The sequence below is a fragment of the Klebsiella sp. HMSC09D12 genome (genome assembly GCF_001808475.1).
In the GTDB taxonomy this organism is placed as follows: Bacteria; Pseudomonadota; Gammaproteobacteria; order Enterobacterales; family Enterobacteriaceae; genus Klebsiella; species Klebsiella oxytoca.
Window position 1 is genome coordinate 42,802 of sequence record NZ_KV793386.1, and the last position, 24,166, is coordinate 66,967.

Sequence of the window (24,166 nt, forward strand, 5' to 3'; positions counted from 1 at the left end):
ATTTTCCGACTATACCACCGGGAATCGTTAGGTAAGCAAGGAAAAATTGTTCGGAAAGCAAAATTTATAATCAGGCATGGGTCATAATCAAAAACGATGACCGCCGCCTGACAGAATTAGCGGGAGAGGAGAGCGGCACGCTGGGCGATAAAGGCTTCCAGCAGGGGGATGTCCGCTGGCGCAAGGTTGAAGCTAAAGGCCTCCTGCGGTGAACACCAGCGCAGCTGGCTGTGATAGCGGGCGGTGGGTTCGCCGCTAAAATGAGGGACCCACCAGGCGTGAAGATGAATCAGGCGAGCGGAAACTTCGCGCCGATGGCTGGCGATATAGCATCCCGGGCTGGCGTCGATCTCCAGCTCTTCCCGGAGCTCGCGGGCCAGCGCCTCGACCTGGGTTTCGCCGGGTTCGACTTTACCGCCGGCAAATTCCCACATCCCCGGCTGATCCGCGTGGGGAGGGCGCTGCGCCAGCAAAATTTGCCCGTTGCGTTCGATAATGGCGGCAACAACATCAAGAGTTTTTAGCATGTGAATCATCGTTCTGTACGAAAGAATCGCCTATTATCACCGCCCTGGTACTCTGCAAACAACCCTGAATCCGCTGGAGAAACTTCGTGCTTGATCGTTATCTGCATCCGCGTTTGAAACCTGCCCTCAACGCCACCGCCGCTCTACTGGATCGTCCAGCCGTCTCTCCAGACGGTCTGACCCTGCTTGGCTTTGCAATTGGCGTACTGGCGCTGCCGTTTTTAGCCCTGGGCTGGTATCAGGCGGCGCTGGCGGCGATAGTGCTTAACCGCCTGCTGGACGGCCTCGACGGCGCACTGGCCCGGCGACGCGGATTGACCGATGCGGGCGGTTTTCTTGATATTTCCCTCGATTTTCTGTTTTACGCCCTGGTGCCGTTTGGCTTTATTCTGGCCGACCCGGCGAGCAACGCGCTGGCGGGCGGCTGGCTGCTGTTCGCGTTTATCGGTACCGGCAGCAGCTTTCTCGCCTTTGCCGCGCTGGCGACAAAGCATCAGATCGCCAATCCGGGCTACGCCCACAAATCGTTTTACTATCTTGGCGGATTGACGGAAGGGACGGAAACCATCGCGCTGTTTGTGCTGAGCTGTCTGTTCCCGGCATGGTTTGCCTGGCTGGCGTGGATTTTTGGCGCGCTGTGCTGGCTGACGACCTTTACGCGGGTGTGGAGCGGATACCTGACCCTGAAACAGGTAAAAGAGTGATGAGCAGGTTTTGTGCTGGGCGGCGGCTGACGGGTTCAGTGCCGTCTGCGGGCCGGTAGCCCGGACAGATGCGCAGCATCGCCTCCGGGAATCTCTGTCACTCTGCGCGCGGCTCCCGGGGGCGGCGCTTAACGCGCCTTGCCCGGACTACGGGTTCTGACGACCTTGGCACAGGTGCCTGAGTCTAAGAAAAAATCAGCGCCACCCAAAAAATAACAGCCTTGGTGGTACGGCGAATCAGGAGTGAATTAGTTTGTAAGGCTGGCCAGAACCAGGCCAAAACCCACCCCAGCGCTGAGAATTAGTGTCAGGATCGCATTGCGCCATACGCGCCAGTGTTTGCCGAAAGTATCGGGATCGGATTTGTGTTTATGCCAGGTTTGCCATGCAACGGCGACAGTAGCCACAATGGGCAAACCCACCATAAATGTCAGAATAAGATTTTCGATATATTCGGTATTAATGGTCAATTTCATCGTCCTTTATCATTAACGTGCCGGGCAAATCCATCGCCCGGCATCAAAGCCGCGATATCACTCCGGCTTGCGATCGCCAGTCGCAATCGGATTTTTCGGATCGCTGCTCCACTCGTACCAGCCGCCGTCGTAGACCGAGACGTTGTTCCAGCCCATCGCCCTGGCGTACATAAACGTTTCTGAGGCGCGCCATCCGGTGCCGCAGTAAAAAGAGACCTGCTGGCTCGGCAGAATATTCCATGATTTCCACATCGCGGCGATATCATCAGCGCTACGCATGGTGCCGTCCGGATTATGGAAATCCTCCATATGGGTGGAATCGCTTCCGGCATGACCCCAGCGAGCCCCGGCAATTTCGCCCTTCGGCTTGATATAGCTGTAGCCGCTGGTGGTACCGATAAACTCCGGCCAGGAACGGATGCTGACCAGCGAAGCATCCTGACGATGCAGCAGGGCGCGAGCCTGCTCGGTATTGAGCATCAGCTGCGGCTGGCCCGGGATGGGGGCGCCAAAATCAGGTTCAGGTTTCTGTTCTGGCGGCGTTCCGCGCTCAACCGGCAGACCGGCATCGGACCAGGTCTTCCAGCCGCCGTCGAGCAGTCGCACATCCTTCACGCCGGCGTAGAGCATAATCTGCGCCACGCGGGCGGCGGCATACACGTCGCGACCGTACAAAATTACCGTGGTGTCATGGCGAATGCCGTGTTTTGCCAGCATCGCTTTAAGCTGCGCGTCGGACACTTTATTCCATAGCGGTTCGCTCTCCACCTCGTTAGTGTCGATATAACCGGCGCCCGGAATATGGCTCAGCAGATAAAACTTCGGCGCGCCCCAGGCGGCTTCAAAAACTTTCCATTCACCGGCAGGCGCGGCGGTAACCGGCTCGCCGCGCTGGAGGTCGTGCAGCCACTGTGGATATACCAGCTGTTCAAAATGCGGCAGCTTTTGCAGGCGACCTGCCTGGCTCAGGGCATCGCCGAGGGAGCTGAGATGAGTGAAACCAGCAGCCTGAAGGCGCGCCGCGACTTTCGCGTTGTCGTCGGCATTGCCGTATAGCGCAATTGGCGTAGAGGTCTGCAGATTGTGCAGCTTAGCCCAGGCGCTCAGCTGTTCGTCGTTCATCGCGCCAAGCCAGCTGGCTGACAGGTTAAGCGCCTGCGGTTCATGACCCTGAGGCCCGTTAGCGCTTTGCGGCCAGCCGTTATAGAAAGCGCTGAGACGCGTATCAATAGCGACGCCGTTCTGCTGTTGCAGCGTGGAGAGCGTTAGCGTTGGCATGGATTCAGCGGCGGAGGTGGAAGCAGCAAGCCCCATCAGGAGGGCGAGTGCGGTCAATTGAGAAACACGTTTCATCGAAATGCCCGACAGTAGAAAATTGAGCGGCAATTCTCGGCGTTCTCAGCGGAAAAATCCTTGCGATAGCGCAGGCTTTCATTGCCACTGGCTCATATGCAAACAGCGCCCGCCGACGGGAGAGTCCTGGCGATCGTGCGTCACCAGCAGCGCCGGAATGGCCAGCCGCGCCAGTTCGTCGAATACCCAGCGGCGAAAATCGGCGCGCAGCTCAATGTCGAGGCGATTAAAGGGCTCATCAAGCAGCAGCGCCCGTGGTCGGGCCAGCAGGGCGCGCATCAGGCTGACCCGCGCCCGCTGGCCGCCGGAAAGGGTGGCCGGATCGCGGCTGTAGAAACCCTCCAGACCGGCGCGCTCCAGCGCCTGTTCTACCTGCGGTTTTCGCTGGGAACGCTGGACGTCAGCGGGCAGCGCCAGCCGCAGATTTTGTCCGACGCTGAAGTGGTCAAACAGCAGCGCGTCCTGGAACAGGATGCCGATACGCCGCCGCTCGGTGGGTAAACTGTCGCAGCGCTGGTTATCCAGCCACAGCTCCCCTGCGGCGCGGAAATCTTCCGCCAGCGCGCCCACCATCCAGGCGAACAGCGTCGATTTGCCGCTGCCGGAGGGGCCCATCAACGTCAATATCTCGCCCGCTGCGACCGAAAAATCGACGTCGCGCAGCAGCGGCTGCCCGTTGAGTCTGAGAGTCAGGTTTTTGACGATCAACATTAGCGTAATCCTTGTCGATAGCGGCCAATCGGCCAGGCCAGCAGAGCGGTGAGAGCAAAGAACATCGCCGGTAGCAGCAACTGCCACAGCGCCTGCGCGGCGAGGGTGGCGATATCGCCGCCGCTGCTCAGCGCCACGGCTTCGCTGGTCAGCGTTGGGATCCGCCCGCCTCCCAGCCATAACGTCGGTAGATATTGCGCAATGCTTACCGAAAAGCCCACCGCCAGCGCCGTCAGCAGCGGACGCGTCAGGGCAGGTAAGGTGACCAGCCAGAAGATACGCCCCTGATGCCAGCCGAGGGTTCGGGCAACCAACTCCGCGCGCGGATCGGCCGCGCGACGCGCGGGATGCAGAATAAACAGCATCCATGGTACCACCCATAGCAGATGGCCCCATAAAACGGTAAGCCACTCGCCGTCCTGCCACGTATACAGCGCCAGCTGGTATTGCCCGTCCACCAGCGGCAGCGCCGGTAAAATTAGCGGCAGCCAGATCCAGCCGCCGAAGCGGGAAGGGCCAAGCTCCAGCCACAGCAGGCAAACGACCGCGCCGAGAAGCGCAGAGCAGAAACCGAGCCACAGACTGTTGCCGATGCTATCGCCGAGCGGAGCTCGACTCTGCGCCGTCGCCGCCAGCAGCAGCGCGCAGAGCGCGCCACACAGCGGCAGGAGAATCGCGAAGCTTTTCCCGACGAGCGCCCGCGGCTGCGGGCGGCGGATCCCCTGAACCGGTGGGATCCGCCGCCGCCAGACGCGCCAGGCTCCCCATGCCAGCAGCGCCATCATGACGAGCGTCAGCAGTAATACCAGGCTGGCAAGGGCCCCTTTGGCCTGCTGTTGTTCATCGCCCTGGCTCAACCATTGCCAGGCCAGCACCGCCAGCGTCGGCGGGTTGCCCGGCCCAATTACCAGCGCGACATCAACCGCCGAAAGGCTCCAGGCGGCGGTCGCCAGTAGCGCGATCGCCAGCGCTGGCAGCAGTGCAGGTAACACTAGCCACTTCAGGCACTGCCAGCGGCCATAGCCGAGGCTTTTTAATACTGTAGCCTGTCCCGCCAGCCGTTTCTCACCTAACAGGCCGTAAACCACCCACAACAGAAATGCGCTCTCTTTGACCGCCATCGTCAGACCCAGGCCAATGCCGTAGCGGTCAACTGGCGGAATGAAAAAGGGCAGCAGGCGAGAGAGCCAGCCGCCTTCAGCAAATAGCAGCAGGGCGGCGGTAGCGAAGGCGACATGGGGTACCGCCAGCAGCAGCGGCAGCCTGGCTGCCAGCCGGCGCCAACCGCTTGATGGCCAGAGTGCGGCAACAACCGAGAGCGTGATGATCAGCGCGCCGCCAACCGAGAGCAGGGTTGAGACGAGAGTCGCCGCCAGCGCCTGCCAGAACTGCGGATCGGCAACCAGCGACTGCCAAAGCGTCAGGCGCAGCGCCGGAAGCGTCATCATAGAAACGGCCGGCAGCAGCGGGAGATAGATCAGCGCGACGGCGGCCCAGGCCAGCAGCCTTAGTGCGTGCCGTAGCGGCGCAGCCATTCCTGCTCCAGCGCTTCTACCCAGGCCGAGTGCGGTTCTCCCAGCATTGGCGGCAAATCCTGCGGCACAACGGCGTTGAAGGACTGGCGCTCATCTGCCGTTAACTTCGCCGGATCCAGCACGCTGGGGTCGCCCCACACCGCCGGGTCGGCCTTGCGCAGCTGCGCCTGCGGTGAGAGCAGGAAATTGGCGACAACTTTCGCCCCTGCCGTCGCGCGGGCGTTAACCGGGATCGCCACAAAGTGGACGTTGCCGAGCATCCCCTGGCTAAAACCGAAGCCGTAGCTGTCTTTCGGCAGCTCGCCGCTGGCCGCTTTTTGCTGCGCGTGCAGCGGGTTGAAGGTGATTGACAGCCTGAGGACACCGTTCGTCAGCATGGTATCCATACGGGCGGGCGAAGCCGGGAAGTCGCGGCCCTCGCGCCATAGCAGAGGGTGAAGCTGGTCAAGGTATTGCCACAGCGGCGCGGTCGCGGCGGCGAAGTTGGCCTCTTGCGGCGGCTGACGCAGGGCGTCAGGATCTGGGGTCAGCGTCAGCAGCAGCTGTTCGAGAAAGGCGGTACCGGTAAAATCCGGCGGCCGCGGATAGGTAACGCTACCGGGGTGCGCGGCGGCGAAAGCCAGCAGCGCCTGCGGATCGTTGGGCGCGTCGGGCGTTTGCGAACGGCGGGCGATAAAAGTGAGCTGCGCGCCGCCCCACGGCGACTCCGCCCCGTCGGTAGGAATGGAGAAATCTTCGCGCACCGGCTTTTGCGTATCGACAAAGCGCCAGTTGGGCAGGGTTTCCGCCCACTGGGTTTGCAGCAGATTTGCGCTTTTCAGGGTGCGGAAATTCTCGCCGTTAACCCACAGCAGGTCGATAGAACCGCCTGAACTGCGCCCGGCGCGGGCTTCGCTTTGAATGCGCTTTACCGCGTCGGCGGCATCGGCGATATGCACGATGCGCAGGTCGATGGCATAGTCGCGCTTCACCTCTTCGCTGACCCAGTCGAGATAGCGGTTAACCGCCGGATCGCCGCCCCAGGCGTTAAACCACACCGTCTGGCCGCGAGCCTCTTGTTGCGTGGATTGCCAGTTGGCGCTGGCGGACAGCGGAGAAAGCAACAGCAAAGCGAAGACCAACAAACTACGCATAACCACTCCTTATGGTTTCGAATCGGTGGGAAGCTGGCATAACCCCTGGGCGGGGATCGCCATCGCCGAATTAAAGCGCGCTGACAGGTTTTGTAACCCGATCAGCGCCGTGAGTTCGGTCAGCGCTTGAGCATCAAACTGTCCCGCCAGCTTATCGCGCAGCGCGTCGTCGACGGCCGGAGGCGTCATGCTGGCCGCTTCGGCATACTCCAGCGCCAGCCGCTCGCGTTCGCTGAATAGCGCGCTATCTCGCCATCCGGCTACAGCCAGGAGTTTATCGCTGCCGCCGCTGCGCTCCGCCAGCTTCATGCTGGTGATATCAATACAAAACTCGCACAAACACAGCTGCGCGATGCGGGCGCTGACCAGCGAACGCAGCACCGGCTCGAGGGGCGAGCGTTTGCGTTCCAGATAACCGACGAACATCGACACCAGATAAAAGACCAGCGGAATGCGACCCCACCAGCGAATAGGGCTCAGCACCTCGCCGTAGTGGCGGCGATGCAGCCAGGCCTGCGGGCGCAGAATCAGGGGAATTGACTTCAAGGGGGGTAAGCTCATCGTGAACGCCTCTTTTGTTGTTCAAGATAGAGTGCTTTCGCGACGACCACCAGGATCGCCAGCGCAAACAGGATCGATAAACCGGTTACCAGCCAGAATGTACCGCCCGTCAGCAGGCTGCCGGTCCACGAGTAGACTATCGTGGCGGGCAACTGGCCCAGACCGGTAGCCAGCATAAAATGGCGAAAGCGTATTGAGGTCAGTCCGGCTGCGTAACTTACCGGATCAAAAGGTACAAAGGGCAGCAGGCGGCAAACCAGGATGGTGTGTTTACCGTAGCGGGTAAAAAAGCCATCCATACTCTGCAATACGCTTTTGCCGGTCAGTTTTTCCACCGCTTCGCGGCCAAATACTCTGGCGATGAAAAAACACAGCGCCGCCCCGGCCATGGCGCTCACCCACGATAGCGCGCCGCCCCAGAAGGCGCCGAACAGGGAAGCGTTAGCGAAGGTGATGAGAAAAGCGGGAAGCGGGGCGATAATCGCCTGCAGAATCATCAGCGCAAAGGAGACCAGAGCCGCCTGCGGCCCCCAGGAGTCGATAAAACGCTCAATAGCCAGCTGATCGAGCGTGGCAAAGGCGGCGAGGCTGCGCTGCATAAACCCATTGACGCCGGGGATCAGCCACCATGCCAGCAGCCCCGCCAGCAGCGTAGCGCCAATGATTATCCGGTAGATCGCCTGGCTATTTTTCATCGTTGATTCGCCACCGTTGCGTGTCGATCCGCCGATAGCGGGCATATCTTTTGGCTGCCTGAATCAGGACAAATAACACCAGCCCGGCAAGCGTTAGCTTTAGCACAAAAAGGGAAGTGATACCGTCGCGGATAAGTTCGCTGGCCATCAGCGTATAAATAAATATGCCGGGCAAGGTGGTTATGGCGGAAATAAAGGTAAACGACCAGAATGAAATAGCCGTGAGGCCATAGGCGTAATTCTGAATATTATAGGGAAACAGCGGGACTAACCGGGTCAGAATTAAAAAGTCGCAGCCGCTACGTTCAATGCCTCTTTCAATTGCCTGGAATATCGCCGTCTCTCCGAAGTATTTAAGCAGCAGCTCGCGGCCCAGCCAACGGGCGAGCAGGAACGACAGGGAGGAGGCGACCGACGCCGCCAGCAGCGATAGCAAGGTTCCCGTCAGCGGGCCAAAAAGTACACCGCCGGCAATGACCAGCGCACTGCCCGGAATCAAAAACAGGGTAGCGATAATAAACAGCAAGATATAGAGCGCATACCCGAAGCCACCGCTTTGGCGGATCATTTCGCGCAGATGGTGGAAATGAGTGACCAGCTCGGCAAAACCCGACTGCTGGATAATACAGGCGAAAATGCTCAGGATGACCACAACAGAAAGCAGCTTATACTCTGCTTTATGACGGCTTCTTTTGCATTGGGTTCTCCTGTCTTACGCGGGCGGTCAAAAGTGCGCGCGACAGTATAATAGTTTGCCGACGTTCACAATCTATTACGGCGGCTTTTTTGATATGGCTCAGGCTCTCCGGGCGGGAGAGCCTGACAGAGGGCATCATCAGACTTTAAAGGTGGCCCATACCGGGGCATGGTCGGAGGGTTTTTCCATGCCGCGAATTTCGTAGTCGATGCCGGTCTCGATACAGCGCTGCGCCAGCGGGTGGCTGGCCAGCAGCAGGTCGATACGCAGCCCGCGGTTATCGTCAAAGCCCTTAGAGCGATAGTCGAACCATGAGAAATGTTCGTTGTCCTGCGGGTTCGCATGGCGGTACGTATCCACCAGGCCCCAGCCCAGAAGGCGCTCCATCCATTCGCGCTCTTCCGGCAGGAATGAACATTTGCCGGTACGCAGCCAGCGCTTGCGATTCTCTTCGCCGATGCCGATATCAAGATCGGTAGGGCTGATGTTCATATCGCCCATAATCAGCACCGGATTCTCTTTATTCAGTTCGGTATCAAGGTAGTTCTGCAGATTCTGATAAAAGGCCGCTTTCGCCGGGAATTTGGTTTCATGATCCCGGCTTTCGCCCTGCGGGAAATAGCCGTTGATTACCGTCACGTTGCCAAACGGAGACGGGATTTCCGCCATGATAATGCGGCGCTGGGCCTCTTCACCATCGTTGGGGAAGCCGCGGCGCACCGAGATCGGCGTCTCTTTGGTCAGCAGCGCGACGCCGTAATGGCCTTTCTGCCCGTGATAAAAGACGTTATAGCCTAGCTTCGCGACCTCTTCGAGGGGAAACATATCATCGTGAACCTTGGTTTCCTGGAGGCCGATGACGTCGGGCTGGTGTTTGTCGATGATGGCGGCCAGCTGATGCGGGCGGGCACGCAGGCCGTTGATATTAAAAGAGACAAATTTCATAGTCGCTGCCACTGTGCAAGGTGAATAGTGCAGGGATGGTAGCAGAAATTCGCCGGGCTGGCTGCGCAAAGGCGCTTTATTCTGCCGATTGCAGCGGTTGGTAGCCTGTTTGCACAAAGTGTGCACCATTCTGGAACGCGCTGCGCCAAAAAAGGGCGATTATTGCCGATAAATTTCGTCAAGGATCACAATTACAGAATTATATCTTACCCCTGCATAATCTTTCTTTTTATTCCACTGCTAAAGCCTCTTTTAGTATTTTTATTCACTTTTTATGCATTTTATGTGAATAGCGGTCTTTTGTAACTTATTGATATTTCGTTGACGACCTCGATTTATGCATTTTTACCTCTGGCTGGCACGAACCGTGCAATCTACATTTACAGCGTAATAACCATATTCATTAACATTATTTAAACTTTTTGTTTACCGGAAGAGGTCGATATGTCTCAGTCAATTACGCGTAGCAACTTTGATGAATGGATGATGCCTGTATACGCGCCAGCGGCTTTTATTCCGGTACGCGGCGAAGGGTCACGCCTGTGGGATCAGCGGGGGAAGGAGTATATCGATTTTGCCGGCGGCATTGCGGTTAATGCCCTCGGCCATGCGCACCCGCAGCTGATTAAGGCGCTGACCGAACAGGCGGAGAAATTCTGGCATACCGGCAACGGCTATACCAATGAGCCGGTACTACGTCTGGCTAAGCAGCTCATTGACGCCACTTTTGCCGACCGGGTCTTTTTCTGTAACTCGGGGGCTGAAGCCAACGAAGCGGCGCTAAAACTGGCGCGCAAATATGCCCACGATCGTTTCGGCAGTGAGAAAAGCGGCATCGTGGCATTCAAGAATGCCTTCCATGGCCGCACGCTGTTTACCGTTTCTGCGGGCGGTCAGCCGGCCTATTCACAGGATTTTGCGCCGCTGCCGCCGCAGATTCAGCACGCTATCTTTAACGACCTCGACTCGGCAAAGGCGCTGATCGACGACAATACCTGCGCAGTGATCGTTGAACCGATGCAGGGGGAAGGCGGCGTCGTACCAGCGGATGTGGAATTCCTGCGCGGCCTGCGTGAGCTGTGCGATGCGCACAATGCGCTGCTGATTTTCGATGAAGTCCAGACCGGCGTCGGCCGTACCGGGGAGCTGTACGCCTATATGCACTATGGCGTGACGCCGGACGTGCTTTCCACCGCGAAAGCGCTGGGCGGCGGTTTCCCGATCGGCGCGCTGCTGGCAACGGAACGCTGCGCCAGCGTAATGACCGTGGGTACTCATGGCACCACCTACGGCGGCAACCCGCTGGCCTGCGCGGTGGCGGGGGAAGTCTTTGCCATCGTCAACACGCGTGAGGTTCTCAACGGCGTCAAGCAGCGCCATCAGTGGTTTAGCGAACGGCTCAACGCCATCAACGCCCGGTACGGCCTGTTTAAAGAGGTTCGCGGTCTGGGGCTGCTTATTGGCTGCGTGCTGAAAGATGAATATGCCGGCAAGGCGAAAAACATCAGCAACCTGGCGGCGGAGGAAGGGCTAATGATGCTGATTGCCGGCGCCAACGTGTTGCGCTTCGCACCGGCACTGATTATCAGCGAAGACGAAGTCAATAGCGGCCTGGATCGCTTCGAGCTGGCCTGCAAACGCTTTCTCTCGGGGGTCTCATCATGATGGTGATCCGTCCAGTCGAAAAAGGTGACCTGCCGGGGTTAATGACGCTGGCAGGCGAAACCGGCGGCGGCCTGACATCGCTGCCGGCCGATGAGGCCACGCTGGCCGCGCGCATTGAACGTTCACAGATGACCTGGCGCGGCGAGCTGCCGAAAAGCGAACAGGGGTATGTATTCGTTCTGGAGGATTGCACCAGCGGCGCGGTGGCGGGAATTTGCGCCATTGAGGTGGCCGTAGGGCTTAACGACCCCTGGTACAACTATCGCGTTGGTACGCAGGTCCACGCATCGAAAGAGCTAAACGTCTATAACGCCCTGCCGACGCTGTTTCTCAGTAACGACCATACCGGCAGCAGCGAACTGTGTACCCTGTTCCTTGATCCAAAATGGCGAAAAGAGGGCAACGGCTATCTGCTGTCGAAGTCGCGTTTTCTGTTTATGGCCGCCTTTCGTGAACGCTTCAACGATAAGGTCGTGGCGGAAATGCGCGGCGTAATTGATGAGCACGGCTACTCGCCATTCTGGGAGAGCCTCGGGAAACGCTTCTTCGCGATGGAGTTTTCCCGCGCCGACTATCTGTGCGGCACCGGGCAAAAAGCGTTTATCGCCGCGCTGATGCCGAAGCACCCGCTGTATATCGACTTCTTAAGCGATGAAGCGCGGGCGGTTATCGGCGAGGTTCATCCGCAAACCGCCCCGGCCCGCGCGGTGCTGGAAAAAGAGGGATTCCGCTATCTCAACTACGTCGATATTTTCGACGGCGGTCCGACGCTGGAATGCGAAATTGACCGGGTGCGGGCCATCCGCAAAAGTCGGCTGGTTACCGTCGTTGAAGGCGAACCCGAGGCGGGAGAGTGGCCGCCATGCCTGATCGCCAATGAACAGTACCATCACTTTCGCGCCATGCTCGTTCACGCGGACCCGGATAGCGACCGCCTGGTGCTAAGCGCGCGTGAGCTGGATGCCCTGAAATGCCATTCCGGTGAACAAATTCGCCTGGTTCGCCTGTGCCCTGAGGAGAAAAAATCATGAGTTTATGGATCAATGGCGACTGGCAAAGCGGTCGCGGCCCGGCCCGACAAAAACATAACCCGGTAAGCCAGGCGCTACTGTGGCAGGGACAGGATGCCGATGCTGAGCAGGTTGCGCTGGCGGTCAGCGCGGCGCGGCGGGCATTCCCCGCGTGGGCGCGCCAGCCGTTTGCCGCCCGCAAAGCGATAGCAGAAAAGTTTGCTGCTTTACTTGACGCGAACAAAGCTGAATTAACCGCCATTATTGCTCAGGAGACCGGCAAACCGCGCTGGGAAGCGGCGACGGAAATCACCGCGATGATCAACAAAATCGCGATTTCAGTAAACGCTTACCATAGTCGTACGGGGGAAGCGCAAACCGCACTGGCCGACGGCGCAGCCACTCTGCGTCACCGGCCGCACGGCGTACTGGCGGTGTTTGGTCCCTACAATTTTCCCGGACATTTACCAAACGGACATATTGTTCCGGCGCTGCTGGCGGGCAATACCGTGGTGTTCAAACCCAGCGAGCTGACCCCACAGAGCGGCGAAGCGGTGGTAAGGCTTTGGGCAGAAGCCGGCCTGCCGCCCGGGGTGCTTAACCTGCTTCAGGGCGGTCGCGAGACCGGCGAAGCGCTGAGCGGTCAGTCAGATATCGACGGTCTGCTGTTTACCGGCAGCTCTGCCACCGGCTTTCAGCTCCATCGCCAGCTTGCCGGCCAGCCGGAAAAAATACTCGCTCTTGAGATGGGCGGCAACAATCCGCTGATCGTCGATGAACCGCAGGATATCGATGCCGCCGTTCATCTCACCATTCAGTCGGCATTTATTACCGCAGGCCAGCGCTGTACCTGCGCGCGTCGGCTGTTGGTGAAGCGCGGTGAGGCTGGCGATGCGTTTCTTCGCCGTCTGGTGACAGTGTCACAAAAACTTATTCCTGACGCCTGGGATGCAGAGCCGCAGCCTTTCCTCGGGGGACTGATTTCAGCGCAGGCGGCGCAGAAAGTGCATCAGGCCTGGCTGACACACGTCTCCAACGGCGGCCAAACGCTGCTGGAGCCGCGTCTGCTACAGGCCGAAACGTCGCTGCTGACGCCGGGTATTATCGTCATGAGCGAGGTCGCGCAGGTGGCCGATGAAGAGGTTTTTGGCCCACTGCTCTGCGTCTGGCGTTACGACCATTTCGATGAGGCGATTGCGCTTGCTAACGCGACCCGCTTCGGGCTTTCCTGCGGGCTGATCTCCGCCGAACGCGAGAAGTTCGACCAGCTGCTGCTGGAGGCGCGCGCCGGTATCGTGAACTGGAATAAACCGCTCACCGGCGCCGCCAGCACCGCGCCGTTTGGCGGGACCGGCGCTTCCGGTAACCATCGGCCGGGGGCCTGGTACGCCGCGGATTATTGCGCCTGGCCGATGGCCAGCCTGGAATCGCCGGAGCTGTCGCTCCCGGTCGCGCTCAGCCCGGGTCTGGATTTTGGCCAGGAGAGCTCACAATGAACGCCTGGGAAGTGAACTTTGACGGGCTGCCGGGCCTGACCCATCACTATGCGGGATTATCTTTCGGCAACGAGGCTTCGACCAAACACCGCTATCGGGTGTCAAATCCGCAGCTGGCGGCAAAGCAGGGGCTGAAAAAAATGAAAGCCCTGGCGGATGCGGGCTATCCGCAGGGGATCATCCCGCCGCAGGAGCGGCCAAACATCCCCCTGTTGCGCCAGATTGGCTTTAGCGGTAGCGATGAGCAGGTGCTGGAAAAAGCGTCGCGTCAGGCGCCCGAGCTCCTCTCGGCGGCCAGTTCAGCCTCATCAATGTGGGTGGCCAACGCCGCTACGGTCTCGCCATCGGCGGATTCGCTGGACGGCCGGGTGCATCTGACCGTCGCCAACCTCAATGATAAATTCCACCGCGCCAGCGAAGCGCCTACCACCGAGGCTTTGCTGAAGGCGATTTTCCCCGATGAGCAGCGGTTTGCCGTACACGGCGCGCTGCCCCAGGCCTCGCTGTTCGGTGATGAAGGGGCGGCAAACCATAACCGTCTCGGCGGCGACTACGGCGCCCCTGGCGTGCAGCTGTTTATTTACGGTCGTCAGCAGGGTGGGGAAGAGAGCCCGCAGCGCTACCCGGCGCGGCAGACGCTGGAGGCCAGCCAGGCCGTTGCCCGCCTCAACCAGGTCAACCCCCGGCAAGTGATTTTCGCCCGTCAAAACCCGGCGGTGATTGATAAGGGCGTATTTCATAACGATGTGATTGCGGTAAGCAATCAGCAGGTGCTGTTTTGCCACGAGCAGGCGTTTGTCGATCAGCCGCAGCTCCTGCAGCAGCTGACGGAGCGGGTTGCTGGTTTTACGCCGCTTGTGGTGCCGACGGGTCAGGTATCGGTAGAAGAGGCGGTGGCGACCTATCTGTTCAACAGCCAGCTGCTGAGCAAACGCGAGGGCGGAATGCGGCTGATTCTGCCGCTGGAAACGCAGGAGCATCCGGGCGTCTGGCGTTATCTGAACCGGCTGGTGGAGGGCGATAACCCGATTGATGAGCTTCAGGTTTACGACCTGCGCGAGAGCATGGCCAACGGCGGCGGCCCGGCCTGCCTGCGTCTTCGGGTGGTGCTGACTGAGAACGAGCGACGAGCGGTGAATCCGGCGGTCATGATCGACGACGCGCTGTTCGCCACTTTGAATGATTGGGTAGACCGCTACTATCGCGATCGCCTGACCCAGGCCGACCTTGCGGATCCGCAGCTGCTGCGCGAAGGTCGCGAAGCGCTCGACCGCCTGACGCAAATCCTGCGCCTCGGCTCCGTATATCCGTTTCAGCAATAAGGAGATGTCGTGGACGACTTTCTGGCATTAACGCTGGCTGGGCGTTTGCCCCACCATTTTCATGGCCAAACGGCGCACTTCCGCTGGCACTGGATTGACTGCGGTATACTGCAGCTCATTCCCCATGAGCCCTGCGAGCGCTCGCTGGTATTGTCCGCCGGGATCCACGGTAACGAAACCGCGCCGGTCGAAATCACGGATTTACTGCTGCGTCAGTTGTTCTGCGGGGAGTTGCCGTTACGCTGGCGGTTGCTGGTGGTCTTCGGCAATCCTTCGGCGCTGAGGGCCAATAAACGCTATCTGCACAGCGATATTAATCGAATGTTTGGTGAGCGCTGGCGGGCTTTCAGCGTCAGCGATGAAACCGCTCGCGCCCGGCAACTGGAGCATGCGCTGGCGCGCTTTTATGCGCCGGGTAGCGGTGAGCGCTGGCACCTGGATTTACATACCGCTATTCGCGGATCGCTGCATACGCGCTTTGGCGTCCTGCCAGCGCGCGATAAGCCGTGGGATGAAGCATTCCTGGGCTGGTTGGGGGCGGCTGGCCTGGAAGCGCTGGTCTTTCATCAGCAGCCGGGCGGCACCTTTACCCATTTTAGTAGCGAACGTTTCGGCGCGCACTCCTGCACGCTGGAACTGGGAAAAGCGCTTCCTTTTGGCGACAACGATCTCAGCCAGTTTGCCGCGACGCAGCGCGCGCTGGCGCGTCTGCTGGCCGGCGAGAGGGCGTTGGCTGCCGGTGATTCGCCGCTGCGCTACAGAGTGGTGCAGCAAATTACCCGCAGCAGCGACAAATTTCAGCTGCATATGTCGGCGCAGACGCTAAACTTCACCCCCTTTTCTGCCGGGACGCTGCTGGCTGAAGATGGCGAAACCCGCTATGTCGCGGCTAAGGAGCCAGAATATGTGCTGTTTCCCAACCCCGACGTAGCTTTTGGCCAGCGAGCCGGGCTGATGCTCGAACGCTTCTGAATATGCTGTCGCCCCGGTGGCGATGGCATTTATTTTGCCGGCTGTTTTTTCCTTTAGATCTTAATTTTTTGTGCGCTATCGGCTGATTGCGGATTATTCCTGGATAAATGCTTTGTTTTTAATCTGCGCTGGTTTATAGTCTTCATAATTTCTCGACAAAACAGCCTGTTAATTATTTTTTCTTGCAATTATCTCCCCATAATCCTTATTTTCTCCATAATTGGTCAGAAACTGTTTTTTATACTTTCAATGTTTTACGCTTGCTCTGACTAATTGACGATAAACGTCGTAAAGTTAATCTCGTCAACACGGCAACGCGCCGTAAGAATAACGCAAAGTAAGGATTGAACGATGAAAAAGATTACAGCTCTGTTTGTTGCCTCTACTCTGGCTCTTGGCGCGGCTAACCTGGCTCACGCGGCTGATACTACGGCAACCTCAGGCGAGACCGCGCCGATGATGCATCATAAGCGCGGCCCGGCGGGCCCACATGAAATGATGTTTAAAGGTCTGAACCTGACCGACGCGCAGAAAACGCAAATTCGCGACATCATGAAGAGCCAGCGCGACAATATGAAGCGTCCGTCCCTGGATGAGCGCCGCGCGATGCATGAACTGGTTGCCAGCGATACCTTCGATAAGGCAAAAGCGGAAGCGCAGATTGATAAAATGGAAGCCCAGCATAAAGAAATGGCGCTGGCTCGACTGGAAACTCAGAACAAGATTTACAACATTCTGACCCCGGAACAGAAAAAACAGTTCAATGCTAATTTTGAGAAGCATCTGACAGATCGTAAAGCGCCGGAAGGTAAAATGCCTGCACCAGCTGAATAATTCAGCGCGCTGACTTAAGACCGCCGGTCTTGCCCAAGAATGCCAACAGGCTTTGGGCAGGGCCGGCGGTTTTTTTATCTGCATCTGCGGCGGGGCAACGGCAAAACGCCGGTGAAACCTGATTTACCCGACAGGGGCGAATATGCGAGGATGAGGCCTCAACCGTTATCATGGGCGCAGTCACCCTGACTCTGCTGCCCGCTATCGCTTCGGATTTTGCATATGGAAATGTATATCGGCCTCGCCGTCCTCGTTGTCGTCCTCGTCTGGGTTATCATGACCTATAACCGCTTTATCTCACTGCGTCGTTTCAAAGACGAGGCCTGGAGCGGCGTCGCTGTGCAGCTTAAGCGCCGCCACGATCTGGCGCCCAATCTACTGAGTCTGGTGAAACGCTACGCACAGCACGAAAAGGAATTGCTGGAAGAGCTGGGCCGCCAGCGTAGCGTACTGGTCGGCAGCACCAAACAGATAGCCGACAGCGAACGCCACTATTCCGCTACGCTGGGACGTATTTTCGCGCTCGGCGAAGCCTGGCCGGAACTCAAAGCCAGCGACAACTTCCTCTCATTACAGCAATCGCTTAATGAAATAGAAGAGCAGCTGCAGATGGCTCGCCGCTACTTCAACGGTACGGTGCGCGATTTGAATATTCTGGTCGAGTCTTTCCCCAGCCTGCTGCTGGCGCGACTATTTAAATTTAAAGCAGAAGCTTTCTTTGAACTGGACTCACCGGAAGAAGCTCAATCTCCACGGATGGAGTGATTAAATGCTCTGTATAATTCTGCGGGTAGTGCGCGCGTTCGTATTGTTGTTGCTGCTGCCTGCCAGCGCAGCATTCTCCGCAAACAACCCGATTATTATTAAAGATGCTTCTCAACTCCCCGCTGGTGCTATCCCGGCGTATGAACATATCCTCTCTTTTGATTCCCGGGCGCGCTTTAGCCCGAACGGTAGCATGGCGATTGAGGAGAATATCAAGGTACTTGCCCTGGGGAAGGAGATTCGGCGAGGGATTTTGCGCACGCTTCCCCTCACGTGGAACCGCCAGGATGGCAAAATCTTCCGTGTTGACTATACGATCGAATCGGTGTCGCGCGATGGCATCTCTGAGCCATTTAGCCTTGATGAGGCAGCAAAAAGCCTGACGATACGTATCGGCAGCGGCGAAAAGATATTAAAACCAGGGATCTATCACTATCGGATTCGCTATCAAATCAGCAACCATTTCAGCCGATTTCCCCAGTGGGATGAACTGTACTGGAACGTGACGGGCAATGGCTGGGCCTGGCCAATTAGCAAGGCCAGCTTTAGCCTGACGCTACCGGATAGCGCCGCAAATCTCAACGCTGACGCCAAAGATGCCAGGCTGCGCTCAATTGATGTTTATACAGGGATCGCAGGCACGAAAGAGCACAACGCAACGATTCTGCCCGACGGTAGCGTGCGCACTCTGCGTCCGCTGGCAAAGGGGGAGGGGCTGACGGTTGTTTATACCTGGCCGCGGGAGATACTTGCCCGCGCTCCGGCGCCGGAGGCCGCTTCGCCGCTGGTGCATTTACTTTTCCCCAACCTGAAAACCTGGGTGATATGGCTGCCGCTGCTGTTCATGCTCGTTTATTATCTGCTCTGGTGGCGGAAGAACGTCACCCAGGCCGGGTTGAGAATGCCGCCTGTTGTGCCGCTCTTCTCGCTGCCTGCCTCCATGTCGCCAGGCCACCTGCGTTTTATTACCCGGCGTAAATATGACGATGTGGCTTTTAGCAGCGATTTATTAGCGCTGGTCGCGAAACGCGGGATGACGCTGACGAGCGACAAAAATCCATCCCGCAGCCCGTGGCGATTAAATTCCGGCATCAAACAACGGCTGACCCGCCTCCCCGTTGAGGGAAACAGACGGTTAAACAGAGACGATCTCCAGCTATTAAGCACCCTATTTAAAGGCAAACAGAAAAATATCGATCTCAGTAAGGCCCATCAGTGGTCAGTGCAGAGTGCGCGTAAACGTCAGGAGACGCGTTGTGAAGAACAGCGGGCTAAACTCTTTCGTAAATGGGGGCAACCGCTGCGGCGCTGCATCTACATTGCGCTGCTTGTTCCGGTAGCGTGCGGTCTTTGGGTTAATGCGGAGGCCGCGCTGCTGACGATACCGGCGGCGGTTTTTATGCTGATCGGCGGTTCGCTGCTGGCATTTTTCTTGCGGTTTCTTTGTCATCCTCGGGAGATGTGGCGCGACTGGGGCCCCGCCCCGGTACTGTTTTGTGCCTCTTTTGGTATTTTAGCGATGCTCGGCGGAAGCAATTTTCTGTTGGGAATGTTGCCCATAACCCAACTTCCCGCCGGATATATTGGCGCGCTGCTGATGGCGTTCGCCCTGTGCGTTTTTGTTGGCTGGAAAACGCCTCGTTATACGCAGCGCGGGTTGGATGAGCTGGCCGTCGCCAAAGGACTGAAGCTGTATCTTGGCACCGCTGAAAAGAACCGCTATCAGATTATTTACCCGCCTGCGCAGATGATCTCCCATTTTGAAGAACTACTGCCCGTAGCGTTGGCGCTTGGGGTGGGGAAAACCTGGGCGAACACCTTTGCCCACTATCTGAGTAGTACTGGCGCTCTGTCGGAAGCGTTTGCCGGTGCTGGCTGGGAAAGCGTGCATCATTTCAGCGAGTCCTGTCGAACCTCCTCTATATCCTCGCCGACCAGCGGTTCAGGGGGCGGTTCATCATCGGGTTCAGGCTATAGCGGTTCCGGCTCTTCCGGTGGCGGTTCATCCGGCGGCGGCTCAGGCGGAGGCGGTGGAGGAGGCTGGTAATTAAGGGAGACGCCCCGATAACCTACTGCGGGATCTTATGCCGGCATCGTGCGTTTCCCGGCAGGTCTTACCGGACTGACGGGAAACGCGTATGGCAGCAGTTTTTAAACCGGGCAAGGCCATATCACCACGGAATGCGATATGTGCTGTTCGTCAGGACAGAGGTGGCCCACGGTCAGTTTTACAGCGGATGCAGCTTATAGCGGCCGCTAAGCAGCGGTTTACACAGTATTTTATAACCATCATGGTCAAATTTTGCCGCCAGGCGCGTGAGCGATGAGGCCTGCGACAGGGATTCTACGGCGCCCAGCCATAGCCAGTTTTGAATAATATGGTACTGCGTCATATCCTCGCTGCGCTCTTCCAGCGCGATCGCCCCGGCCCATGGCCAGCATACCAGCTGCATTTTTTGCATATTTTCCACCAAACGCTGCTGGTGCGCTTCAACGCTCTCCTTCCCGCAGCAGGCTCCTGCGCAGCGGCCCAGCGCCGAGCGAAAGCAGGCGCGCCCGCGGTTGAGCGGCTCGAGTCCCATTAATCCATAACAAAGGCGATGCTCGTCGGCAATTTTTTGCAGCGCCTGCAGCGCGGCGCGGCGATTGGCAAAAAGGCCATAGAGATCGCTTTGTCGCGAGAAATCCAGCTCGCTGGCGTAAACCACCTGCGGTCGGGCGTCAGCCAGGCGCAATGAGCACAGCTGCCGGTTTTGCCGCAGACGTTTATTAAACAGAGGCTGCTGTTCCTTAATGAGCTGCGCTTCTAACAGGAGTGCGCCGAGCTCGCCCGCCGTCCGTTGCCAGGTGATGCGTCGTGACTGGCGCAGCATAGCCGCTTCGTCGGGGGTGCGCAGATGCGACAACACCCGGCTGCGGATATTAACGCTTTTGCCGATATAGAGCGGAAGGGTATCGCTTTCGCCGTGAAACAGATATACCCCCGGCTGCCTGGGCAGAGCCTCAAGCCACGGACGCAGATGTTCGGGATACTCATAGATTGCCGCCGCTTCAAATTCGAGACGCGGGGCGGATTGCCTTCTTGCCACTATTGCTCCTGGTGCTGTTTATTTATCCAGTATAGCAGGGGAAGGGCGGAGCGAAAAGGACAATAAATCACCCCAACCTGAGTCGGGGCGAGGGAGGGATGGGTTATTTTTTCCAGAAGTCGTCGAAGACGGTGATTGGCGGGCGGCGTTTGTGCTCGGTTTTCAGATACCAGCCTTCGATCGTTTTCGCGACTTTCTCGTCCAGCGTTTTACCTTCCAGATAGTCGTCGATGTTCTCGTAGGTCACGCCCAGCGCCACTTCGTCCGGCAGGGAGGGGCGGTCGTCCTCAAGATCGGCGGTCGGCAGTTTTTTATACAGGTGCTCCGGACACCCCAGATGGGCCAAAAGCTGTTTGCCCTGACGTTTGTTGAGGCGGAAAAGAGGGTTGATGTCCGTGCCGCCGTCGCCGTATTTAGTGAAAAAACCAGTAATAGCCTCCGCAGCATGATCGGTACCTACCACCACGCCGTGGGTCATCCCGGCGATGCTGTACTGCGCTTTCATGCGTTCGCGGGCTTTTTCGTTGCCGCGAACAAAGTCGCTAAGCTCAATGCCGGCTTCGCGCAGCGCCTGTTCACTGGCCAGCACGGCGCCCTTAATATTGACCGTTAATACACGGTCCGGCTGAATAAAAGCGATGGCGTCCTGACAGTCCTGCTCGTCCGCCTGCACGCCGTACGGCAAGCGAACGGCGATAAACTGCAGGCTGTCGTCACCGGTTTCGGCGCGTAGCTCATTGATTGCCTGCTGGCAGAGTTTACCGGCAAGCGTGGAGTCCTGGCCGCCGCTGATGCCGAGGACCAGTGATTTAATAAAAGGGTATTTCTGCAGATAGGACTTCAAAAAGTCTACGCTGCAGCGTATTTCGGCTTCGACATCGATCTGGGGTTTAGCGCCCAGCGCCTGAATAATCTCTTGTTGTAGCGTCATCGCGCCCTCCGGAAAGTGAATCTGTATGGCAATCAGCAGAGGTTTAACCTACCTCTTTGACGGTAAAACGACAAGGATCACAATTTTGAGTGTAGCAAAAGCAGGCAACCTCAACGGAACGGGCTTTATTATTGGAAAGATCTTAATTTCGCTTCATTTCCACCTTCGGCTTGAAAAATAACGATATTTATTCCAGGCTTATTTACACGCCAAAAAAAAGAGGATGGAATATGAACAAGCATTTTGCAGGATTTCTGGGCGCAGCAGCTGTATTAACCATGCTGGCAGGGTGTACGGCCTATGACCGTACTAAAGATCAGTTCACCCAGCCGGTGGTTAAAGACGTTAAAAAAGGCATGACCCGCGCGCAGGTTGCGCAAATTGCTGGTAAACCTTCATCAGAAGTGACGATGATCCACGCACGCGGTACCTGTCAGACATACATCCTGGGTCAACGCGATGGTAAAATTGAAACCTACTTCGTCGCGCTGGATGAAACCGGCCGTGTGATGAATTCTGGTTATCAGACCTGCGCTGAATACGATACCGACCCGCGCAACAGTAAGTAACATCCCGCCATAGTGCTGATTCCTACGAAAGCCCGACCATTGGTCGGGCTTTTTTATGAGCGCTGATGCTTATTTAATTGCGCGAATTATTTGAGGGAAATGTGAGGGCAGTCAAAACGCGAGGTCAATGAGAGACAATTCTGTTCAAGGAGGAATTATCCTGCCGATGAACGATGCCGTATACTCAATGCATAAACAATACTAATTCAAAGAAACATCTCTTACCGCCTCTCCGGCATCAACGATGCGCTCAGGAGACCCGGTCACACAAATTGAGGAAGCGTTCATGGAAAAGAAACATATCTACCTGTTCTGTTCTGCTGGGATGTCTACATCACTGCTGGTCTCGAAAATGCGTGCTCAGGCCGAGAAGTATGAAGTGCCGGTTATTATTGAAGCATTTCCCGAGACCCTGGCCGGTGAAAAAGGACCTGATGCTGATGTCGTATTATTAGGCCCACAGATTTCCTATATGCTGCCGGACATTCAACGTTTACTACCAAATAAACCCGTAGAAGTTATTGATTCCGTGCTGTACGGTAAGATCGATGGTTTAGGTGTTCTGAAAGCGGCCGTTGCGGCCATTAAGAAAGCTGCTGCGCAATAATTTATATTTTAAAACTCGACATATTTCGGATGGCAATGGTTAAAATTTCGTGAGGGTGTGTTTTAATTATTTGCTGTCCGAAATACCCCGAGTTTATTTTCCCGTCAAAGAGTAATTTCATCTATCATTGCCGCAATAATTATATTGCGGCCTTAAAGGGTATTTATTATGAGTAAAGTGATTGATTCGCTTGAAAAGGTACTCCTTCCGTTTGCGGTCAGAATAGGAAGGCAACCTCACGTCAATGCAATTAAAAACGGCTTTATTAAGTTAATGCCATTGACGTTAGCCGGGGCCATGTTTGTTTTAATTAATAACGTATTTTTGAGCTTTGGCGACGGTTCATTCTTTTATTCAATGGGCATCCGTCTGGATGCCTCGACAATCGAAACACTGAACGGTTTTAAAGCTATCGGCGGCAACGTTTATAACGGTACGCTAGGTATTATGTCGCTGATGGCGCCTTTCTTTATTGGTTCGGCTTTAGCTGAAGAGCGTAAAGTTGACCCAATGGCGGCCGGGTTGCTGGCGGTTGCGGCATTTATGACCGTTACGCCTTATAGCGTCGGGGAAGCCTACGCCGTTGGCGCGAATTGGTTAGGCGGTGCCAACATTATTTCTGGTATCGTAATCGGTCTGGTCGTTGCCGAGATGTTCACCTTTATCGTTCATCGCAACTGGGTGATTACGCTGCCGTCCAGCGTGCCGGCTTCGGTCTCCCGTTCATTCTCAGCGGTTATCCCGGCCTTTATTATCCTGTCTATTATGGGGATTATCTCCTGGGCGCTGACCCACTGGGGAACGAACTTCCACCAGATCATCATGGACACGATCTCCACTCCGCTGGCCTCAATGGGTGCCGTGGTAGGCTGGGCATACGTTATTTTCACCTCGCTGCTGTGGTTCTTCGGCGTACACGGGTCGCTGGCGCTGTCGGCGCTGGATAGCGGAATTATGACGCCGTGGGCGCTGGAAAACATCGCAACCTATCAGCAGTACGGCTCCGTTGAAGCCGCGCTGGCGGCGGGTAAGAGCTTCCATATGTGGGCCAAGCCGATGCTTGATTCCTACATTTTCCTCGGCGGTACCGGCGCGACACTGGGCTTGATCATCGCCATCTTTATCGCTTCCCGCCGCGAGGATCATCGCCAGGTGGCGAAACTGGCGCTGCCGTCCGGCATCTTCCAGATTAACGAGCCTATCCTTTTCGGTCTGCCGATTATCATGAACCCGGTGATGTTTATTCCGTTCATTCTGATTCAGCCTCTGCTGGCGGCCATCACCATGACGGCGTATACCCTGGGCATCATCCCGCCGATTACCAACATCGCTCCGTGGACTATGCCGACCGGTTTAGGCGCCTTCTTTAACACTAACGGTAGCGTCGCAGCTCTGCTGCTGGCCCTGTTCAACCTTGCCGTATCGACCCTGGTCTACCTGCCGTTTGTGGTTATTTCCAACAAAGCGCAGGGCGTCATTGAGCAGGAAGAGAGCGAAGAAGATATCGCTAACGCACTGAAATTCTAATATCGAGCGGTACGGGAAGTTTCCCGTACCGTCTGGCAAATT

24 protein-coding genes are annotated in these 24,166 nt (G+C 57.1%); 12 read left to right on the forward strand and 12 right to left on the reverse strand.

Going from position 1 to position 24,166, the window contains the following annotated elements; all coding sequences use genetic code 11:
• Window positions 1–116: 116 nt before the first annotated feature.
• Window positions 117–527 (reverse strand): pyrimidine (deoxy)nucleoside triphosphate diphosphatase, encoded by a 411-nt coding sequence (locus tag HMPREF3178_RS02125; protein ID WP_017146087.1) that lies wholly within the window; start codon window positions 525–527, stop codon window positions 117–119.
• Window positions 528–613: 86 nt separating this feature from the next.
• Here HMPREF3178_RS02125 and HMPREF3178_RS02130 point away from each other — a divergent pair, with 86 nt between their 5' ends.
• Window positions 614–1,231 (forward strand): CDP-alcohol phosphatidyltransferase family protein, encoded by a 618-nt coding sequence (locus HMPREF3178_RS02130; RefSeq protein WP_017146086.1) that lies wholly within the window; start codon window positions 614–616, stop codon window positions 1,229–1,231.
• Between the two features lie 248 nt (window positions 1,232–1,479).
• On the opposite strand, the gene HMPREF3178_RS02135 is transcribed toward HMPREF3178_RS02130, so the two are convergent.
• The 9 genes from HMPREF3178_RS02135 to xthA all read right to left on the reverse strand — a co-directional run bounded on the left by HMPREF3178_RS02135 (window position 1,480) and on the right by xthA (window position 9,337).
• Window positions 1,480–1,707 (reverse strand): hypothetical protein, encoded by a 228-nt coding sequence (locus HMPREF3178_RS02135; RefSeq protein ID WP_017146085.1) that lies wholly within the window; start codon window positions 1,705–1,707, stop codon window positions 1,480–1,482.
• A gap of 57 nt (window positions 1,708–1,764) precedes the next feature.
• Window positions 1,765–3,060 (reverse strand): rhodanese-like domain-containing protein, encoded by a 1,296-nt coding sequence (locus HMPREF3178_RS02140; RefSeq protein WP_004101308.1) that lies wholly within the window; start codon window positions 3,058–3,060, stop codon window positions 1,765–1,767.
• 78 nt (window positions 3,061–3,138) lie between these two features.
• Complete coding sequence (locus tag HMPREF3178_RS02145) at window positions 3,139–3,771, reverse strand: ATP-binding cassette domain-containing protein (protein ID WP_016808491.1); 633 nt, start codon at window positions 3,769–3,771, stop codon at window positions 3,139–3,141.
• On the reverse strand, window positions 3,771–5,306 hold the full coding sequence (locus tag HMPREF3178_RS02150) for an ABC transporter permease family protein (RefSeq protein ID WP_004101311.1): 1,536 nt from the start codon (window positions 5,304–5,306) through the stop codon (window positions 3,771–3,773). The genes HMPREF3178_RS02145 and HMPREF3178_RS02150 overlap by 1 nt, the downstream gene beginning before the upstream one ends.
• On the reverse strand, window positions 5,279–6,439 hold the full coding sequence (locus HMPREF3178_RS02155; protein ID WP_017146084.1) for an ABC transporter substrate-binding protein: 1,161 nt from the start codon (window positions 6,437–6,439) through the stop codon (window positions 5,279–5,281). Before HMPREF3178_RS02155 ends, HMPREF3178_RS02150 begins: the two co-directional genes overlap by 28 nt.
• A 9-nt stretch (window positions 6,440–6,448) precedes the next feature.
• Window positions 6,449–7,000, reverse strand: a complete 552-nt coding sequence (locus tag HMPREF3178_RS02160; RefSeq protein ID WP_004112333.1) for a carboxymuconolactone decarboxylase family protein — start codon at window positions 6,998–7,000, stop codon at window positions 6,449–6,451.
• Complete coding sequence (locus HMPREF3178_RS02165) at window positions 6,997–7,695, reverse strand: TVP38/TMEM64 family protein (protein WP_016808493.1); 699 nt, start codon at window positions 7,693–7,695, stop codon at window positions 6,997–6,999. The genes HMPREF3178_RS02160 and HMPREF3178_RS02165 overlap by 4 nt, the downstream gene beginning before the upstream one ends.
• On the reverse strand, window positions 7,685–8,347 hold the full coding sequence (locus tag HMPREF3178_RS02170) for a TVP38/TMEM64 family protein (protein ID WP_017146083.1): 663 nt from the start codon (window positions 8,345–8,347) through the stop codon (window positions 7,685–7,687). Before HMPREF3178_RS02170 ends, HMPREF3178_RS02165 begins: the two co-directional genes overlap by 11 nt.
• A gap of 183 nt (window positions 8,348–8,530) precedes the next feature.
• Complete coding sequence (xthA, locus tag HMPREF3178_RS02175; protein ID WP_004101319.1) at window positions 8,531–9,337, reverse strand: exodeoxyribonuclease III; 807 nt, start codon at window positions 9,335–9,337, stop codon at window positions 8,531–8,533.
• Window positions 9,338–9,781: 444 nt separating this feature from the next.
• Here xthA and HMPREF3178_RS02180 point away from each other — a divergent pair, with 444 nt between their 5' ends.
• From HMPREF3178_RS02180 to HMPREF3178_RS02215, 8 genes are all read left to right on the forward strand, one after another.
• The gene (locus tag HMPREF3178_RS02180; protein ID WP_017146082.1) at window positions 9,782–11,002 is read left to right on the forward strand and encodes a succinylornithine/acetylornithine transaminase; all 1,221 of its coding nucleotides are present in this window, start codon (window positions 9,782–9,784) and stop codon (window positions 11,000–11,002) included.
• A complete protein-coding gene (gene astA / locus HMPREF3178_RS02185) occupies window positions 10,999–12,033 on the forward strand; it encodes an arginine N-succinyltransferase (protein ID WP_004112343.1) in 1,035 nt (344 codons plus the stop codon). Before HMPREF3178_RS02180 ends, astA begins: the two co-directional genes overlap by 4 nt.
• Window positions 12,030–13,508: a succinylglutamate-semialdehyde dehydrogenase gene (astD, locus tag HMPREF3178_RS02190; protein WP_017146081.1), complete on the forward strand. Its 1,479-nt coding sequence runs from the start codon at window positions 12,030–12,032 to the stop codon at window positions 13,506–13,508. Before astA ends, astD begins: the two co-directional genes overlap by 4 nt.
• Window positions 13,505–14,830: an N-succinylarginine dihydrolase gene (gene astB, locus HMPREF3178_RS02195; protein ID WP_017146080.1), complete on the forward strand. Its 1,326-nt coding sequence runs from the start codon at window positions 13,505–13,507 to the stop codon at window positions 14,828–14,830. The genes astD and astB overlap by 4 nt, the downstream gene beginning before the upstream one ends.
• Before the next feature lie 9 nt (window positions 14,831–14,839).
• A complete protein-coding gene (gene astE / locus HMPREF3178_RS02200; RefSeq protein ID WP_017146079.1) occupies window positions 14,840–15,802 on the forward strand; it encodes a succinylglutamate desuccinylase in 963 nt (320 codons plus the stop codon).
• Between the two features lie 351 nt (window positions 15,803–16,153).
• Window positions 16,154–16,636: an ATP-independent periplasmic protein-refolding chaperone Spy gene (spy, locus tag HMPREF3178_RS02205; protein WP_004101331.1), complete on the forward strand. Its 483-nt coding sequence runs from the start codon at window positions 16,154–16,156 to the stop codon at window positions 16,634–16,636.
• Between the two features lie 222 nt (window positions 16,637–16,858).
• Window positions 16,859–17,401 carry a LemA family protein gene (locus HMPREF3178_RS02210; RefSeq protein ID WP_029496835.1) on the forward strand — a complete coding sequence of 181 codons (543 nt, stop codon included), beginning with the start codon at window positions 16,859–16,861 and terminating at the stop codon, window positions 17,399–17,401.
• Between the two features lie 4 nt (window positions 17,402–17,405).
• Window positions 17,406–19,448, forward strand: a complete 2,043-nt coding sequence (locus tag HMPREF3178_RS02215; protein ID WP_017146076.1) for a DUF2207 domain-containing protein — start codon at window positions 17,406–17,408, stop codon at window positions 19,446–19,448.
• Between the two features lie 181 nt (window positions 19,449–19,629).
• Here the strand turns inward: HMPREF3178_RS02215 and cho are convergent, their stop codons facing one another.
• Window positions 19,630–20,490: an excinuclease Cho gene (gene cho, locus HMPREF3178_RS02220; protein ID WP_017146075.1), complete on the reverse strand. Its 861-nt coding sequence runs from the start codon at window positions 20,488–20,490 to the stop codon at window positions 19,630–19,632.
• Window positions 20,491–20,593: 103 nt separating this feature from the next.
• Window positions 20,594–21,421, reverse strand: a complete 828-nt coding sequence (gene nadE, locus HMPREF3178_RS02225; protein ID WP_004112373.1) for an ammonia-dependent NAD(+) synthetase — start codon at window positions 21,419–21,421, stop codon at window positions 20,594–20,596.
• Between the two features lie 230 nt (window positions 21,422–21,651).
• Between nadE and osmE the strand changes: the two genes are divergently transcribed.
• The 3 genes from osmE (at window position 21,652) to chbC (ending at window position 24,124) form a co-directional block, all read left to right on the forward strand.
• Window positions 21,652–21,990, forward strand: a complete 339-nt coding sequence (gene osmE / locus HMPREF3178_RS02230; RefSeq protein ID WP_004101339.1) for an osmotically-inducible lipoprotein OsmE — start codon at window positions 21,652–21,654, stop codon at window positions 21,988–21,990.
• 286 nt (window positions 21,991–22,276) lie between these two features.
• Entirely contained in the window at window positions 22,277–22,597 is a 321-nt protein-coding gene (chbB, locus tag HMPREF3178_RS02235) for a PTS N,N'-diacetylchitobiose transporter subunit IIB (RefSeq protein WP_004101340.1), read from the forward strand.
• A gap of 168 nt (window positions 22,598–22,765) precedes the next feature.
• A complete protein-coding gene (gene chbC / locus HMPREF3178_RS02240) occupies window positions 22,766–24,124 on the forward strand; it encodes a PTS N,N'-diacetylchitobiose transporter subunit IIC (protein WP_004112376.1) in 1,359 nt (452 codons plus the stop codon).
• Window positions 24,125–24,166 lie beyond the last annotated feature (42 nt).

What these genes read in the sequence shown, in the direction of transcription:
- HMPREF3178_RS02125 (WP_017146087.1), bottom strand. Translation starts at nt 527, where the DNA reads ATGCTAAAAACTCTTGATGTTGTTGCCGCCATTATCGAACGCAACGGG.
- HMPREF3178_RS02135 (WP_017146085.1), bottom strand. Translation starts at nt 1,707, where the DNA reads ATGAAATTGACCATTAATACCGAATATATCGAAAATCTTATTCTGACA.
- HMPREF3178_RS02140 (WP_004101308.1), bottom strand. Translation starts at nt 3,060, where the DNA reads ATGAAACGTGTTTCTCAATTGACCGCACTCGCCCTCCTGATGGGGCTT.
- HMPREF3178_RS02145 (WP_016808491.1), bottom strand. Translation starts at nt 3,771, where the DNA reads ATGTTGATCGTCAAAAACCTGACTCTCAGACTCAACGGGCAGCCGCTG.
- HMPREF3178_RS02150 (WP_004101311.1), bottom strand. Translation starts at nt 5,306, where the DNA reads ATGGCTGCGCCGCTACGGCACGCACTAAGGCTGCTGGCCTGGGCCGCC.
- HMPREF3178_RS02155 (WP_017146084.1), bottom strand. Translation starts at nt 6,439, where the DNA reads ATGCGTAGTTTGTTGGTCTTCGCTTTGCTGTTGCTTTCTCCGCTGTCC.
- HMPREF3178_RS02160 (WP_004112333.1), bottom strand. Translation starts at nt 7,000, where the DNA reads ATGAGCTTACCCCCCTTGAAGTCAATTCCCCTGATTCTGCGCCCGCAG.
- HMPREF3178_RS02165 (WP_016808493.1), bottom strand. Translation starts at nt 7,695, where the DNA reads ATGAAAAATAGCCAGGCGATCTACCGGATAATCATTGGCGCTACGCTG.
- xthA (WP_004101319.1), bottom strand. Translation starts at nt 9,337, where the DNA reads ATGAAATTTGTCTCTTTTAATATCAACGGCCTGCGTGCCCGCCCGCAT.
- HMPREF3178_RS02180 (WP_017146082.1), top strand. Translation starts at nt 9,782, where the DNA reads ATGTCTCAGTCAATTACGCGTAGCAACTTTGATGAATGGATGATGCCT.
- astA (WP_004112343.1), top strand. Translation starts at nt 10,999, where the DNA reads ATGATGGTGATCCGTCCAGTCGAAAAAGGTGACCTGCCGGGGTTAATG.
- astD (WP_017146081.1), top strand. Translation starts at nt 12,030, where the DNA reads ATGAGTTTATGGATCAATGGCGACTGGCAAAGCGGTCGCGGCCCGGCC.
- astB (WP_017146080.1), top strand. Translation starts at nt 13,505, where the DNA reads ATGAACGCCTGGGAAGTGAACTTTGACGGGCTGCCGGGCCTGACCCAT.
- spy (WP_004101331.1), top strand. Translation starts at nt 16,154, where the DNA reads ATGAAAAAGATTACAGCTCTGTTTGTTGCCTCTACTCTGGCTCTTGGC.
- HMPREF3178_RS02210 (WP_029496835.1), top strand. Translation starts at nt 16,859, where the DNA reads ATGGAAATGTATATCGGCCTCGCCGTCCTCGTTGTCGTCCTCGTCTGG.
- HMPREF3178_RS02215 (WP_017146076.1), top strand. Translation starts at nt 17,406, where the DNA reads ATGCTCTGTATAATTCTGCGGGTAGTGCGCGCGTTCGTATTGTTGTTG.
- nadE (WP_004112373.1), bottom strand. Translation starts at nt 21,421, where the DNA reads ATGACGCTACAACAAGAGATTATTCAGGCGCTGGGCGCTAAACCCCAG.
- osmE (WP_004101339.1), top strand. Translation starts at nt 21,652, where the DNA reads ATGAACAAGCATTTTGCAGGATTTCTGGGCGCAGCAGCTGTATTAACC.
- chbB (WP_004101340.1), top strand. Translation starts at nt 22,277, where the DNA reads ATGGAAAAGAAACATATCTACCTGTTCTGTTCTGCTGGGATGTCTACA.
- chbC (WP_004112376.1), top strand. Translation starts at nt 22,766, where the DNA reads ATGAGTAAAGTGATTGATTCGCTTGAAAAGGTACTCCTTCCGTTTGCG.